Annotated in this window: 8 protein-coding genes; 3 read left to right on the forward strand and 5 right to left on the reverse strand. The window is 70.2% G+C overall.

The genetic code is table 11. The features are described 5' to 3' along the window. Positions 1-99: 99 nt before the first annotated feature. Positions 100-1,761: a peptide ABC transporter substrate-binding protein gene (locus HNR70_RS09070; RefSeq protein WP_184325361.1), complete on the reverse strand. Its 1,662-nt coding sequence runs from the start codon at positions 1,759-1,761 to the stop codon at positions 100-102. A 170-nt stretch (positions 1,762-1,931) separates the two neighbouring features. Between HNR70_RS09070 and pgi the strand changes: the two genes are divergently transcribed. Further along, a complete protein-coding gene (gene pgi / locus HNR70_RS09075; protein ID WP_184325362.1) occupies positions 1,932-3,626 on the forward strand; it encodes a glucose-6-phosphate isomerase in 1,695 nt (564 codons plus the stop codon). Positions 3,627-3,708: 82 nt separating this feature from the next. On the opposite strand, the gene HNR70_RS09080 is transcribed toward pgi, so the two are convergent. Beyond that, complete coding sequence (locus HNR70_RS09080) at positions 3,709-5,055, reverse strand: MFS transporter (RefSeq protein WP_184325363.1); 1,347 nt, start codon at positions 5,053-5,055, stop codon at positions 3,709-3,711. Positions 5,056-5,240: 185 nt separating this feature from the next. Between HNR70_RS09080 and HNR70_RS09085 the strand changes: the two genes are divergently transcribed. Further along, the gene (locus tag HNR70_RS09085) at positions 5,241-6,770 is read left to right on the forward strand and encodes a flotillin family protein (RefSeq protein WP_184325364.1); all 1,530 of its coding nucleotides are present in this window, start codon (positions 5,241-5,243) and stop codon (positions 6,768-6,770) included. Positions 6,771-7,038: 268 nt separating this feature from the next. Further along, positions 7,039-8,067, forward strand: a complete 1,029-nt coding sequence (locus tag HNR70_RS09090; protein WP_184325365.1) for an ATP-dependent 6-phosphofructokinase — start codon at positions 7,039-7,041, stop codon at positions 8,065-8,067. Positions 8,068-8,120: 53 nt separating this feature from the next. Here the strand turns inward: HNR70_RS09090 and HNR70_RS09095 are convergent, their stop codons facing one another. From HNR70_RS09095 to dnaE, 3 genes are read right to left on the reverse strand one after another with little or no spacing between them, the layout of a single operon-like run. Next, complete coding sequence (locus tag HNR70_RS09095; protein WP_184325366.1) at positions 8,121-9,314, reverse strand: acyl-CoA dehydrogenase family protein; 1,194 nt, start codon at positions 9,312-9,314, stop codon at positions 8,121-8,123. A gap of 45 nt (positions 9,315-9,359) precedes the next feature. Continuing rightward, on the reverse strand, positions 9,360-10,406 hold the full coding sequence (locus HNR70_RS09100) for an endonuclease/exonuclease/phosphatase family protein (protein ID WP_184325367.1): 1,047 nt from the start codon (positions 10,404-10,406) through the stop codon (positions 9,360-9,362). Positions 10,407-10,429: 23 nt separating this feature from the next. Further along, positions 10,430-13,999: a DNA polymerase III subunit alpha gene (gene dnaE / locus HNR70_RS09105; RefSeq protein ID WP_184325368.1), complete on the reverse strand. Its 3,570-nt coding sequence runs from the start codon at positions 13,997-13,999 to the stop codon at positions 10,430-10,432. Between the last annotated feature and the right edge of the window lies 1 nt (position 14,000).

Here is a 14,000-nt window from a genome sequence, read left to right on the forward strand (position 1 = left end):
GGCCTTGCGGCCCGGTGGAACACCCCGGCCGGGGCCGGGCACGAGACAGCGGGAACCGGAGTGTCCGGTTCCCGCTGTCACGTGGGAGGGATCAGCGGATCACTTGGTGATCTCGTGGTACAGCGGGACGGTGTCCCAGCCGTACTCGACATTGGAGACCAGGGTGGAGTAGCCGCCGATGGTGTTCTGGTACCACAGCGGGACGACCGGCAGGTCGCGCATGAGCAGGGCCTCGGCCTCCTTCCACAGCGCGATCGCCTCGTCCTCGGTCTCCGCGGCGAGGCCGTCCGAGAGCAGCTGGTCGAACTCGGGGTTCTTGTAGTCGCCGTCGTTGGAGCCGTTGCCGTCGGCGGCCGCGGAGCCGTAGAGCGGGCCGAGGAAGTTGTAGGCCGACGGGTAGTCCGCCTGCCAGCCCGAGCGCCAGGTGCCCTTCAGGGAGCGGGCGCGGACCTGCTCGCGCATCTCGCCGAAGGCCGGGAACGGGGTCGGGTTCGCCTCGATGCCCAGGGTGTTGGCCAGCGAGTTGCACACCGCCTCGACCCACTCGGCGTGGGGGCCGTCCGCGTTGTACGCGAGGGTGAGCGGGCCCTGGAACGGGGTGAGTGCCTCGGCCTCGTCCCACAGCTTCTTCGCCTCGGCCTCGTCGTACTGGAGGACCTCGGCGCCGGGGATGTCGGTAGCGCCGCCGCCGGGGATCACCGGGGAGACGAAGTCGGTGGCCGGGGTGCGGGTGCCGTAGAAGAGGCTGTCGCAGATCGACTGGCGGTCGATCGCGCGGGAGATCGCCTTGCGGCGCAGCGCACCGGCCTCGCCCTCGAAGTTGGGGTCGTAGCCCGGGAGGGTGATCGACTGGAAGACGGCGCCCGGGTCATTGACGGCGCGGTCGCCCAGCTCGTCCTCGAAGGTGGCCAGCGCCGAGTTCGGAAGCTGGTCGACGACGTCGACGTTGTCCGAGAGCAGGTCGTTGTACATGGTCTCGGGGTCGGCGTACACCGTGAAGGTGATGCCGGCGTTCTGCGTGGCGCGGGGACCGTCGTAGGACTCGTTCGGCACGAGCACGAGCTCCTGGTCATGGCTCCAGGAGTCGAGCTTGTAGGGGCCGTTGGCCAGCGGGTTCTCGCCGTACGCCTCGATGTCGTCGAAGGCGCTGGGGGGCAGCGGCATGTAGGCCGAGTAGCCCAGGCGGGTCGGGAAGTCCGACTGCGGGGAGACCAGGCGCACGGTGAAGGTGGTGTCGTCGACGACCTCGAGGCCGGACAGGGTCGCATCGGCGGCGACGCCCTCGGCGGAGAGGTCCGCGTAGCCCTCGATGGGCTCGAAGAAGTACTGGCCGAGCTGGGCGTTGGCGGCGTTCGCACCGAAGTTCCAGGCCGCGACGAAGTCGCCGGCGGTGATCGGGGTGGAGCCGTCGGAGTAGGTCAGGCCCTCACGGATCTTGATGGTCCAGTTCTGGTTGTCCTCGGACTCGATGGACTCCGCGATGTCGTTCTCGGCCGAGCCGTCGGCCGTGTAGTACACCAGGCCCGCGAAGATCGTGGTGATGATGCGGCCGCCGCCGACCTCGCCTGTGTTGGTGGGGATGAGCGGGTTCTCCGGCTCGGTGGTGTTCGCGTAGATCGGCTCGCCGGAGCCGCCCGCGGCGCCGCCGTTGTCGCTGCCGCCGCCGCTGCCGGAATCGTCGCCGCCGCAGGCTGCGAGCGTGAGAGCTGCGGCGCCGCCGGCGGCGGTGCCCAGCATCATGGATCGACGAGAGAGGGCCATGTGGTTCTCCTGAGGAAGTCTCGGCTTCGAGTCGCGCACCGTTGCGCACGACGTGGGCCCTAGTCTGCACCCTGGCATGTCAACTGTTGTCCACCCGTTGGTAACGCTTCGGTCTCGCCAGGCGGACCCTGCGCCTGACGTCGGGGCCCGCTGGGGTGTTCAATGGCCATATGACTGCATCGACCTCATCGTCCTCCCCCATCGACCCCACCTCGACCGACGCCTGGGGCGAACTCGAGGCCCACAACCTCGACCTCGAGGGCTCCCTGCGCGAGTGGTTCGACGCGGACCCGCAGCGCGCCGAGACCTTCACGCACGACGCCGCGGACCTCCACGTGGACCTCTCCAAGAACCTCATCACGCAGGAGACCCTCGACCTGCTGCTGCGCCTGGCGCGCGAGGTGGGCGTCGAGGAGCGCCGCGACGCGATGTTCGCGGGCGAGCACATCAACACCACCGAGGACCGCGCCGTGCTGCACACCGCGCTGCGCCGCCCCGCCGGCTCCTCCCCCGCCCTGGTCGTGGACGGGCAGAACGTGGACGAGGACGTGCGCGGCACCCTCCACCGCATCTACGAGTTCGCCGAGAAGGTCCGCTCGGGCGAGTGGACAGGCGTGACCGGCAAGCGCATCGAGACCGTGGTGAACATCGGCATCGGCGGCAGCGACCTCGGCCCCGTCATGGTCTACGAGGCCCTGAAGCCCCTGGCCCAGGACGGCCTCGAGGCCCGCTTCATCTCCAACATCGACCCCACCGACGCCTACGCGACCACGAAGGATCTCGACCCCGAGACCACCCTGGTCATCGTCGCCTCCAAGACCTTCACCACCCTGGAGACCCTCACCAACGCCCGCCTGGTGCGCCAGTGGCTGCTCTCCGGCCTGAAGGAGAGCGCCGGCCTGACCGCCGAGCAGGAGGGCGAGGCCGTCGCCAAGCACTTCGTGGCCGTCTCCACCGCGCTGGACAAGGTGGCGGAGTTCGGGATCGACGAGCGGAACGCCTTCGGCTTCTGGGACTGGGTGGGCGGCCGCTACTCGGTGGACTCCGCGATCGGCACCGTGCTCGCCGTGGTGCTGGGCCCGGAGACCTTCGAGGAGCTGCTGGCCGGCTTCCATGCGATGGACGAGCACTTCCGCACCGCCCCGTCGGCCCAGAACGTGCCGCTGCTGATGGGCCTGCTGAACGTGTGGAACGTGAACTTCCTGGAGGCGGAGACCCACGCGGTGCTCCCCTACTCGCAGTACCTCCACCGCTTCCCCGCCTACCTCCAGCAGCTCACCATGGAGTCCAACGGCAAGGGCGTGCGCTGGGACGGCTCGCTGGCCACCACCGAGACCGGAGAGGTGTTCTGGGGCGAGCCCGGCACCAACGGTCAGCACGCCTTCTACCAGCTGATCCACCAGGGCACGCGAGTGATCCCGGCGGACTTCATCGCCTTCGCCACCCCGGACCACGCCCTGACCGACGGGGAGCAGGACGTCCACGAGCTGTTCCTGGCGAACTTCTTCGCCCAGACGAAGGCGCTGGCCTTCGGCAAGACGGCCGAGGAGGTGCGGGCCGAGGGCACCGAGGGCCCGCTGGTGGCCGCCCGCGAGTTCTCCGGCGACCGCCCCACCACCTCGATCATGGCGCCGAAGCTCACCCCCTCTGTGCTGGGCCAGCTGATCGCGCTGTACGAGCACATCACCTTCGTGCAGGGCGCGGTGTGGGGCATCAACTCCTTCGACCAGTGGGGCGTGGAGCTCGGCAAGCAGCTGGCCAAGGACCTCGCCGGCGCCGTCGCGGGTGACGAGGAGAAGATCGCGGCCGAGGACTCCTCGACCTCCGGCCTCATCCGCTACTACCGCGAGCACCGCGAGGGCTGATCAGCCCCTGCAGTGACTGCGACGACAGGAGGGCCGGTGCATCACTCACCGGCCCTCCTGCCATGTCCCGTCGGCCGAGCCGTCAGGCGAGGTAGTCGACGTCCTTGGTCTCCTTGCCCAGCGTGATCGACACCAGGGTGATGATCGCGGCGAGGGTGAGGTAGCCGCCCACGAGCCACAGCTGCCCGTCGCCGACGCCCCACAGGGCGATGAGCGCGTACGGCGCGGGGGCGGCGCCGATCACCGAGGCCATGTTGTAGCTGATGGCGCTGCCGGTGTAGCGCACGTCGGCCGTGAACATCTCGGGCAGGAACGAGGCCATCGGCCCGAAGGTGAGGCCCATGAGGGTGAAGCCGATGAGCAGCGCGGCCATCACGCCCGCGGTGCCGACGGACAGCAGCGGCTGGACGAGGAAGCCGTAGATCGCGATGCCGATCGTGACCCCGATGAGGTGGCGGCGTCGGCCGAGACGATCGGCCATCGGGCCGGAGGCGAGGGTGAAGATCCCGAAGAAGACCACGCCGATGATCAGCATCGTGAGGAAGGTGGCGCGGTCGTAGCCGAGGCCCGGCACGGCGGCGTCGGTCGGCGTGGTGCCGACGACCGTGAGGAACGCGGTCATCATGTAGAAGAGGACGTAGGTGGCGACCATGGCGAGCGTTGCGGCGATCAGCGGCCGCCACGCGGTGCGGAACACGCGGGTCAGCGGCACCTCGGCGACGCGCTGCTCGTCGATGACCTTCTGGAAGGCCGGGGTCTCCATGAGCTTCATGCGCACCCACAGGCCCACGATCACCAGCGCCGCGGAGAGCAGGAACGGCACGCGCCAGCCCCACGCCATGAACTGCTCCTCGCTCAGGGTGAGGCTGAGGATCACGAACAGGACGTTGGCGAGGATGAAGCCGATCGGGGCGCCGAGCTGGGGGAACGTGCCGTACAGGGCGCGCTTGCCCGCGGGGGCGTTCTCGGTGGCCAGAAGCGCCGCGCCGGACCACTCGCCGCCCAGACCGATGCCCTGGCAGAAGCGCAGCAGCACGAGGATCGCGGGGGCGAGGACCGCCCAGCCGGGCGTCTCCGCGGCGGGCAGCAGTCCGATGAGGAAGGTGGCGATACCCATCACCAGCAGGCTCGCGACGAGGGTCTTCTTGCGGCCGACGCGGTCGCCGTAGTGCCCGAAGATGATCGAGCCGAGCGGGCGGGCGACGAATGCGACGCCGAAGACGGCGAAGGAGCTCAGCAGCTGGGTGGTGGTGTCCTCGTTCGGGAAGAAGAGGGCGGGGAAGACGAGCGAGGCGGCGGTCGCGTAGGCGTAGAAGTCGAAGAACTCGATCGTGGTGCCGATCATCGACGCGCCGATCACCCGTCCTCGGGTGTTCGCGGGCGCCGACTGCGGCGCGGAGGAGGGGGCGGGAGGGGTGGTCGTGCTCATTCCCGCGACGCTACTCCCGGATCTCACGATTCGGGATCTACTATCCGGATCCTGGGATCAGATCACAGGCGCGTCCCAGCTTCGGGCGCGGTTCGCCCCGACCGACTCGCACCTGGAAGGATGTGCGGGACATCTCGGCGCGCCACGTGGGTGCAGTGCGCCGTCACACCGTTCGAGGGGACTCCATGGAAGCCTTGTTACCGATCATCGGCGTACTCGTCGTCGTCGCGATCGTCCTGCTGATCCTGCTGTTCATCATCCTGCGCAGCTACCGCATCGCCGCGCCCAACGAGGCGCTCATCATCACCGGCCGCAGCGCGAAGACCAGCCCCAACGGGGACATCGACCTGGAGTCCGGGGGCGCCCGGGTCGTGATCGGCGGGCGCGCCATCGTACGCCCGATCGTGGACCGCGCCTTCGTGCTCAGCCTCAGCTCGCGCCAGATCCCCGTCGAGGTCGAGGGCTACTCGATGAACGGCATCTTCCTGCGCCTGCGCGGCGTCGCACAGGTGAAGGTGGGCGGCAACGTCGACGACGTGCGCAAGGCCTCCCAGCGCTTCCTCGATCAGCAGCAGCAGATCGACCACTACACCCAGGAGATCCTCTCGGGCACCCTGCGCGCCGTGGTCGGCACCCTCACCGTGGAGCAGATCATCCGCGACCGCGCCTCCTTCGCCTCCCAGGTGCAGGCCGAGGCGGAGCACTCGATGAACAACCAGGGCCTGGTCATCGACACCTTCCAGATCTCCGCCATCGAGGACGACGGCTCGTACCTGCGCGACTGGGGCCGCCCGGAGGCGGCGCTGGTCGCCAAGCGCGCCGCGATCGCCGAGTCGGACGCGAACCGCGAGTCGACGCAGGCCAAGAACCTCAACCTCCAGCGGGAGGCGGAGTCGAAGCAGGCCTTCGACATCCGCAACGCGGAGATCAAGGAGGAGACCGACGCGCGCCAGGCCGTGGCCGACGCCTCCGGCCCGCTCGCCCGCGCCGCCCAGCAGCAGCGGATCATCGAGCAGGAGGAGCTCATCGCGGTCCGCAACAACGACCTGCGCGAGAAGCAGCTGATCGCCGAGGTGCACAAGCCCGCCGAGGCGAAGCGCTACGCCGAGCAGCAGGACGCGGACTCGAAGAAGTACGCGCGCGTGGCCGAGTCGGAGGCGCAGCTGACCGACGAGCGCAACCGCGCCGAGTCCCGCAAGGTCACCGCGGACGCCGAGGCGCACGCGATCGAGGCCCGCGGTCGGGCCGAGGCCGAGGTCGAGCTGCAGCGCCGCTCGAAGGACGCGGAGGCGGTGCGCCTGGAGGGTCAGGCCGAGGCCGACTCGCTGCGCGCCAAGGGTGAGGCCGAGGCCGCGGCGATCCGCGCCAAGGGCGACGCCGAGGCGGAGACCACCCGCGCCCGCGCCGAGGCGTACAAGCAGTTCAACGACGCCGCGGTCCTCAACCAGGTGCTCGAGGTCCTGCCCCAGGTGGCCGGCGAGCTCGCCTCCCCGTACTCCAACATCGACAACCTCTCGGTGTTCTCCACCGACGGCGAGGCGAAGATCGGCCAGAACATCTCCGTCGGTCTCGCGCAGGTACTCGACATGGTCCGCTCCACCACCGGTGTGGACTTCCAGGAGACCCTGCAGCGCGCCGCCGACGGCGGCCGTGCGGTCCGCCACCAGCCGGAACAGTCCTCGCAGTCCGAGGCGTCGGCGACCGACGAGGCCTGACGGCCCCGCGGCACCGCTCGGAAGCGCCCCGCTCGCCCGCCGTGGGGAGCGGGACGCTTCGCTGTCCGGGCACGGGACGGCCCGTCGTCCAGGGGCTGGACGGCCCGCCGCCCGAGCCCCGTCGGCGGGTCGTTTCTCCGCGTTCACTTGCGATTCATCGGGGGTACGGGCGGGACGGACGGCCCTGGAGGGAGCCCGCTGCGGGCTCTAAGGTAGGTCCCGAACGCCGCTGCTGCGACAGACCCGCGAGAGCTGAGGACACTCCCCCATGAAGATCGGAATCCTGACCTCCGGAGGCGACTGCCCCGGCCTGAACGCCGTGATCCGCGGAGCGGTGATCAAGGGCGACCGCCTGTTCGAGGACGAGTTCATCGGCTACCGCGACGGCTGGCGCGGCGTGATCGAGAACGACTGGATGACCCTGCCGCGGCGCCGGGTGCGCGGCATCGGCCGCGTGGGCGGCACGATCCTCGGCACCTCGCGCGCGAACCCCTTCCACGACGGGCAGGACGGCGCCGAGATCGTGCGCCGCCACCTCGACGAGAACGACATGGACGGCATCATCGCAATCGGCGGCGACGGCACCCTGTTCACCGCCAACCGCCTCCACGAGGCCGGCATCCCCGTGGTCGGCGTCCCGAAGACGGTCGACAACGACCTGGACGCCACCGACTACACCTTCGGCTTCAACACCGCCGTGGAGATCGCGACCGAGTCCCTGGACCGGCTGCGGATGACGGGCGACTCCCACCACCGCTGCATGGTCGCCGAGGTGATGGGCCGCTCGGTGGGCTGGATCGCCCTGCACTCGGGCATGGCGGCAGGCGCGCACGTGATCTGCCTGCCCGAGTTCCCGCTGACGATCGACGAGATCTGCGCGCACGTCAAGAGCGCCTTCGACCGAGGCCGTGCGCCGCTGGTCGTCGTCGCCGAGGGCTTCGTGCCCAAGGACGCGCCGGAGGGCTTCATGGACTACGACCTGGACGAGTTCGGCCGTCCCCGCTTCGGCGGGATCGCCGAGGTGCTCGCGCCGGTGATCGAGGAGCGCCTGGGCATCGAGACCCGCTCGACTGTGCTCGGCCACATCCAGCGCGGCGGCGAGCCGACCGGCTACGACCGCGTGCTCGCCACGCGCCTGGGCACCGCCGCGCTGGACCTCGTCCACGCCGGGCGCTTCGGTCGGATGGTCGCGCTGCGCGGCACCGACATCGTCGACGTGCCCCTCACCGAGGCGATCGACTCGCTGAAGGCCGTGCCCGAGTCACGCTGGCGCGAGGCACAGGTCCTCTTCGGCTGATCGGACGGCCGGTCTCTCGCGGCCGACGGGTCGAGCCCGTCGCCCGCCGCCGGTCAGCGCTCGGCGCCGATCTCGCCCAGCAGGGCCTTGGCATAGCTGGCGTGCACGGACTCCTCGTCGGAGGGGTGGTACAACCCCGCGCGCACGTCCCGGGAGAGGCGCTCGAGCTCGCTGCGACGGAAGAACTGCGACCCGCCGCTGGCCCGCAGCACCTGGTCCACCGCCGCGATCGCCGCCTCGGTGGCGCGGGACTTCACCCCGGAGCACTGCAGGAACCAGCGCCCGCCGTGGTCGGTGATGCCGGGGCCCTGCTCGCCGGTGCCGAGCGCGTCCAGATCGACGAGCACCTTCTCGGTCTGCAGGATCGCGCCATCGATGCCGATCGCCGCATCGGCCAGGCGCCAGCGGATGTCGGGGTCGTCGGCGTGGACGATGCCCTTGGTCGCCGAGCGGCGGGCCGAGGCGACCTGCGCGCCGACGGCGAGCGCACGCTCGGCCACGCCCGTGTACACCGAGGCGATCAGCAGCTCGAAGGCGCCGAAGATGCCCATCACGAAGGCGTCGGGGTTGGGGCCGACGGGAGTGGTGGTGAGCACCCGCTCCGGAGCGACCCGTGCGCCGTCAAGGCGGGTGGTGCGGGACTGGGAGGCGCGCATGCCGTGGGTGTCCCAGTCGTCCAGCACCTCGACGCCGTCGCGCCCCTCGAGCACCCCGAAGAGCAGTCGCGGATCCGCCTCGGAGGGCTCGGCGATGCGGGCGTGGACGATGAGCCGGTCCCACACGGGGGCGAGCGAGGTGAAGATCTTGGTGCCGGTGACGGCGTAGGCGCCGTCCTCGCGGGTCTCGGCCCGGGTGGCGGAGTCGAAGAGCATCGCGTCGTTGCCGGCCTCGGAGATCCCGAAGGCGAACAGGTGGTCCGCGGCGGCGTCCTCGAGGATCGTGCGCACCGGCTGGACGCCGAGGCGGTGGGCGTGCAGGGCCGCGCCGGTGACCACCAGGTGCATGTTCATCGCGAGCGCCGTGCCGGGCGCGGCCTGGGCGAGACGGCGCTGGATGCGGCCCGCCTCGAGCAGGGAGGCGCCCGTGCCGCCGAGCTCGGTGGGGACCAGCAGGCGCAGGTAGCCGCGCTCGCGCAGGTCGGCGAGGTCCTGCTCGGGGAAGGTGTTCTCCCGGTCGTGGACGACCGCGCGCTCGCGGAAGGTGTCCAGCAGGGCATCGGGCAGCAGGTCCTCGGCGATGGTGCTCATGAGGACAACGCTAATCCAGTCGCCGGCTCCCGGACCGCTCGCCGCTCAGGAGCGAGGGTCGAGGGTGGCGAGCACCGCACGGTGGTCCGAGGAGCCGCGCGGGCCGACGCGGAGGTCGCGGACCTCGAGCGGGCCCCGCACCCACACCGAGTCGATCCTGCGCACCGGGAGCCGGGCGGGATGGGTGGGCAGATCCGGGGCGGTGAGCAGGGCGGGCAGGGCCGCCGCAGGTCGCGCGCCGTGCAGGGCGCCCGCGGCGAGGCTGCGCAGGACAAGACCGGCGCGGCGGGCGCGGGAGGAGCGGCGAGCGCGGGAGGAGCGGCGAGAGACGAGTGCGGCGGCCTCGCGCCACCCGGTCGCGCCGAGGGCGGCGACCTCGGGTGCGGCGGGGTCGGCGTTCAGGTCGCCCAGGAGGACCGCGGGGACATCGGCCGACGGGGAGTCGCCGGTGGGCGTGAGCTCCTGCGTGTGCTGTGCGAGCTTCTGCGTGAGGTGCACGATCCCCTGCACCTGTGCGGTGCGGTGGAGGGGGCTCGCGTTGTCCAGGTGCGTGACCAGCACGTCGAGCGCGGTGCCGTCGGCCCGGCGCACGCGGGCGGCGAGAACCGCGCGGGTCTCTCCCGGCGGTGCGATGCCCGGGTGGGCGGGCAGGAGCCGATGCTGCACCTGCTCGAGGCGGTGCGGGGTCAGGAGGGCGACGCCATAGCGCCGGGGTGGGGCGCCGTTCCGCGTCGGCCGGTGTTCGAGCGCGGCACCGAAGGCGACCTTCATCCCGAGCAGCGCGGCGAGGCGAGCGGCCTGGTCCTCGAAGGCGGACCGCTCCCCGAAGGTGACGTCGACCTCCTGCAGCCCGATCACGTCGAGCCCGCCCCCGTCGGCCGTGGACGCGCGGGGAGCGAGCCGACCGGCCTCGCGCCCGCCGGCCGCCAGCACGTCGGCCGCCAGCACGTCGGCCGCGAGCCCATCGGCCCCGAGCGCGAGGATCTCGCGCGCGGTCCGCGCGAGGTCGACGCGCCCGTCGGTCCCCAGGCCGTGGCGGATGTTCCACGTCGCCACCCGCCAGGGAGCGGACTGCCCCGGCGGGGTCGCCACCGAGGGCACCTCCCCCAGCGGGGTCACTGCAGGCAGCTCGGCCCCAGCAGCGCCTTCAGCGAGGCGTACAGCGCGGCCGACGGGGTCACCGAGAGGCGCTTGTCCAGCTGCATGAGCGTGGTGCGGCCCGGCTCCTGCAGCCGCACCCGCACCTCGGAGGAGCCGGGGTTGTCCTCGAGCACGCCGCGCAGCTGCTCGGCGACGCGGGTGGTGGCGCGCATGGCCGGCAGGGCGATCACCACGGGGCCGTCGGGGCTGCCGCCGGTCTCGGGGATCGTCATCTCCATGACGCGCAGCTCGGGCATGCCCTTGGACGTGTCCACGCGGCCTTTCATGGAGACCACGAGGTCCTCGGCGAGCTCGGAGGCGACGGTCATGTAGGTCGAGGGGAACATGAGGCAGTCGATCGAACCCTCGAGGTCCTCGACCGTGGCGATCGCCCACATGTCGCCCTTCTTGGTGGTCTTGCGCTGCAGGGTCGTGATGAGCCCCGCGATCGTGACCATGGCCCCGTCCTCGACGGCGCCGTCGTCGGCGAGCGCGCTGATCGACGTGGTCGAGTTCTGGGCGATGACGTGCTCGAGCCCGTACAGCGGATGGTCCGAGACGTACAGGCCCAGCATGTTGCGCTCGAAGGCGAGCTTCTCCTTGCGGTCCCACTCGGGCAGGTCCGGGATGGTGATGGTCGCCGCGGAGCCCGACGCCATCTGCTCGCCGTCGCCGCCGCCCGCGAACATATCCGCGAACAGGTCGTACTGGCCCTGGGCCTCCTTGCGCTTGACGTCCACGACGGAGTCGACGGCGTCCTCGTGGATGAGCACGAGCGAGCGACGGTTGTGGCCGAGGGAGTCGAAGGCGCCGCCCTTGATGAGCGACTCGATGGTGCGCTTGTTGCACACGCTCAGCGGCACCTTGTCCAGGAAGTCGGTGAAGGAGGTGAAGGCGCCCTTCTCCTCGCGCGCCTTGATGATCTCCTCGACGACGTTCGCGCCGACGTTGCGGATCGCGGACAGGCCGAAGCGGATGTCGTCGCCGACGGCGGAGAAGTACAGGTCCGACTCGTTCACGTCCGGGGGCAGCACCGTGATGCCGCGGTGGCGGCAGTCGCCGAGGTACAGGCCCAGGCGGTCGCGGTTCTCCTGCGTGGAGGTGAGCAGTGCGGCCATGTACTCGGTGGGGTGGTTGGCCTTGAGGTACGCGGTCCAGTAGGACACCACGCCGTACGCGGCGGAGTGGGACTTGTTGAACGCGTAGTCCGCGAAGGGCAGCAGCGTCTCCCACAGCGCCGCGACCGCGGCGTCGGAGTAGCCGCGCTCCTTCATGCCGGCCTCGAAGGAGACGTACTGCTTGTCCAGCTCCGCCTTCTTCTTCTTGCCCATGGCGCGGCGGAGGATGTCCGCCTCGCCGAGCGAGTAGCCCGCGACCTTCTGCGCGGTCTGCATGACCTGCTCCTGGTAGACCAGCACGCCGTAGGTCTCCCCCAGGATCTCCGCGAGCGGCTCCTCCAGCTCGGGGTGGATCGGGGTGATGGGCTGCAGGCCGTTCTTGCGCAGCGCGTAGTTGGTGTGCGAGCCCATGCCCATCGGGCCCGGGCGGTACAGCGCAGAGACGGCGGTGATGTCGCCGAACTTGTCCGGCTTCATCTGGCGCAGCAGGGTGCGCATGCCCGAGCCATCCAGCTGGAACACGCCCAGCGTGTCGCCGCGCTGGAGCAGGTCGTAGGTCTTCTCGTCGTCGAACGGAAGGGTCTCCAGGTCCGGCGGGGTCTTCCCGTTGCGCTCCATGTTCAGCACCGCGTCGGAGAGCACGGTGAGGTTGCGCAGCCCCAGGAAGTCCATCTTCAGCAGACCGAGGGTCTCGCAGGTCGGGTACTCGAACTGGGTGATGATCTGGCCGTCCGACGGGCGGCGCATCATCGGGATGATGTCGGTGAGGGTGTGGCTGGACATGATGACCGCGCAGGCGTGCACGCCCCAGCCGCGGGTCAGGCCCTCCACGCCCTTGGCGATCCCGACGACCTTCTGCATGTCGGGGTCCTCGTCGTGCATGCGACGGAACTCGGTCGCCTCCGCGTAGCGCTTGTGCTCCGGGTCGAAGATCCCGTTGATCGGGATGTCCTTGCCCATCACCGCGGGCGGCAGCGCCTTGGTGATCTTGTCCCCCATGGAGAAGGGGTAGTCGAGCACGCGCGCGGCGTCCTTGAGCGAGTTCTTGGTCTTCATGACGCCGTAGGTGACCACCTGGGCGACCTTGTCGTCGCCGTACTTTCGGGTCACGTACTCGATGACCTCGCCGCGGCGGCGATCATCGAAGTCGACGTCGAAGTCCGGCATGGACACGCGGTCGGGGTTCAGGAACCGCTCGAACAGCAGGCCGTGCTCGATCGGGTCGAGGTCGGTGATGCGCATGGCGTAGGCGACCATGGAGCCCGCACCCGAGCCACGGCCCGGTCCCACGCGGATGCCCTGCTCCTTCGCCCACTTGATGTAGTCCGAGACGACCAGGAAGTAGCCCGGGAAGCCCATCTGCAGGATGATCCCGACCTCGTAGTCGGCGCGCTTCTGGACCTCGTCGGGGATCCCGGAGGGGTAGCGGTACTCGAGCCCGCCCTGGACCTCCTTGACGAACCAGGACTCCTCGTCCTCGCCGCCCGGGACCGGGAAGTGGGGCATGTAGTTCGCACCGTCGTCCGTGGTGGAGAAGGACACGTCGCACATCTCGGCGATCCGCAGGGTGTTGTCGCACGCCTCGGGGAACTCGCGGAACAGCTCGCGCATCTGCTGCGCGGACTTCAGGAAGTAGCCGGAGCCGCCGAACTTGAAGCGATCGGGGTCGTTCAGTCGCGAGCCGGAGTTGATGCACAGCAGCACGTCCTGGATGGTGGCGTCCTGCTCGGTGACGTAGTGGAGGTCGTTCGTGGCCACAAGCGGCGCACCCACGGCCTTCGCGACCTCGAGCAGGTCCTTGGTGACCCGCTGCTCGATGTCGAGCCCGTGGTCCATCAGCTCGATGAAGTAGTTCTCCTTGCCGAACATGTCCTGGAACTCGCCGGCGGCCTTCACGGCCTCGTCGAACTGGCCCAGTCGCAGGCGGGTCTGCACCTCGCCCGAGGGGCAGCCGGAGGTGGCGATCAGGCCCGGCGCGTACTTCGCGAGGATCTCGCGGTCCATGCGGGGCCACTTGCCCATCTGCCCGTCCAGGGACGCGGCCGAGCCGAGGCGGAAGAGGTTGTGCATGCCCTCGGTGGACTTCGACAGCAGCGTCATGTGGGTGTAGGCGCCGCGGGCGGAGACATCGTCGCCCGCCGCCTGCTGCTCCTTGGTCCCCCACTGCACGCGGGTGCGGTCATGACGGCTCGTCCCGGGAGTCACGTACGCCTCGATGCCGATGATCGGCTTCACGCCCGCGCTCTTCGCGGTCCGGTAGAACTCGTAGGCGCCGAAGAGGTAGCCGTGGTCGGTGATCGCCACCGCCTGCTGGCCGAGGTTCACCGTCTCAGCGACGAGCTTGTCGATCTTCGCGGCCCCGTCCAGGAGCGAGTAGTCCGTGTGGACGTGGAGGTGGACGAAGTCATCGGTACCCGCAGAAGCCATG

This window comes from Brachybacterium aquaticum (assembly GCF_014204755.1).
GTDB lineage: Bacteria > Actinomycetota > Actinomycetes > Actinomycetales > Dermabacteraceae > Brachybacterium > Brachybacterium aquaticum.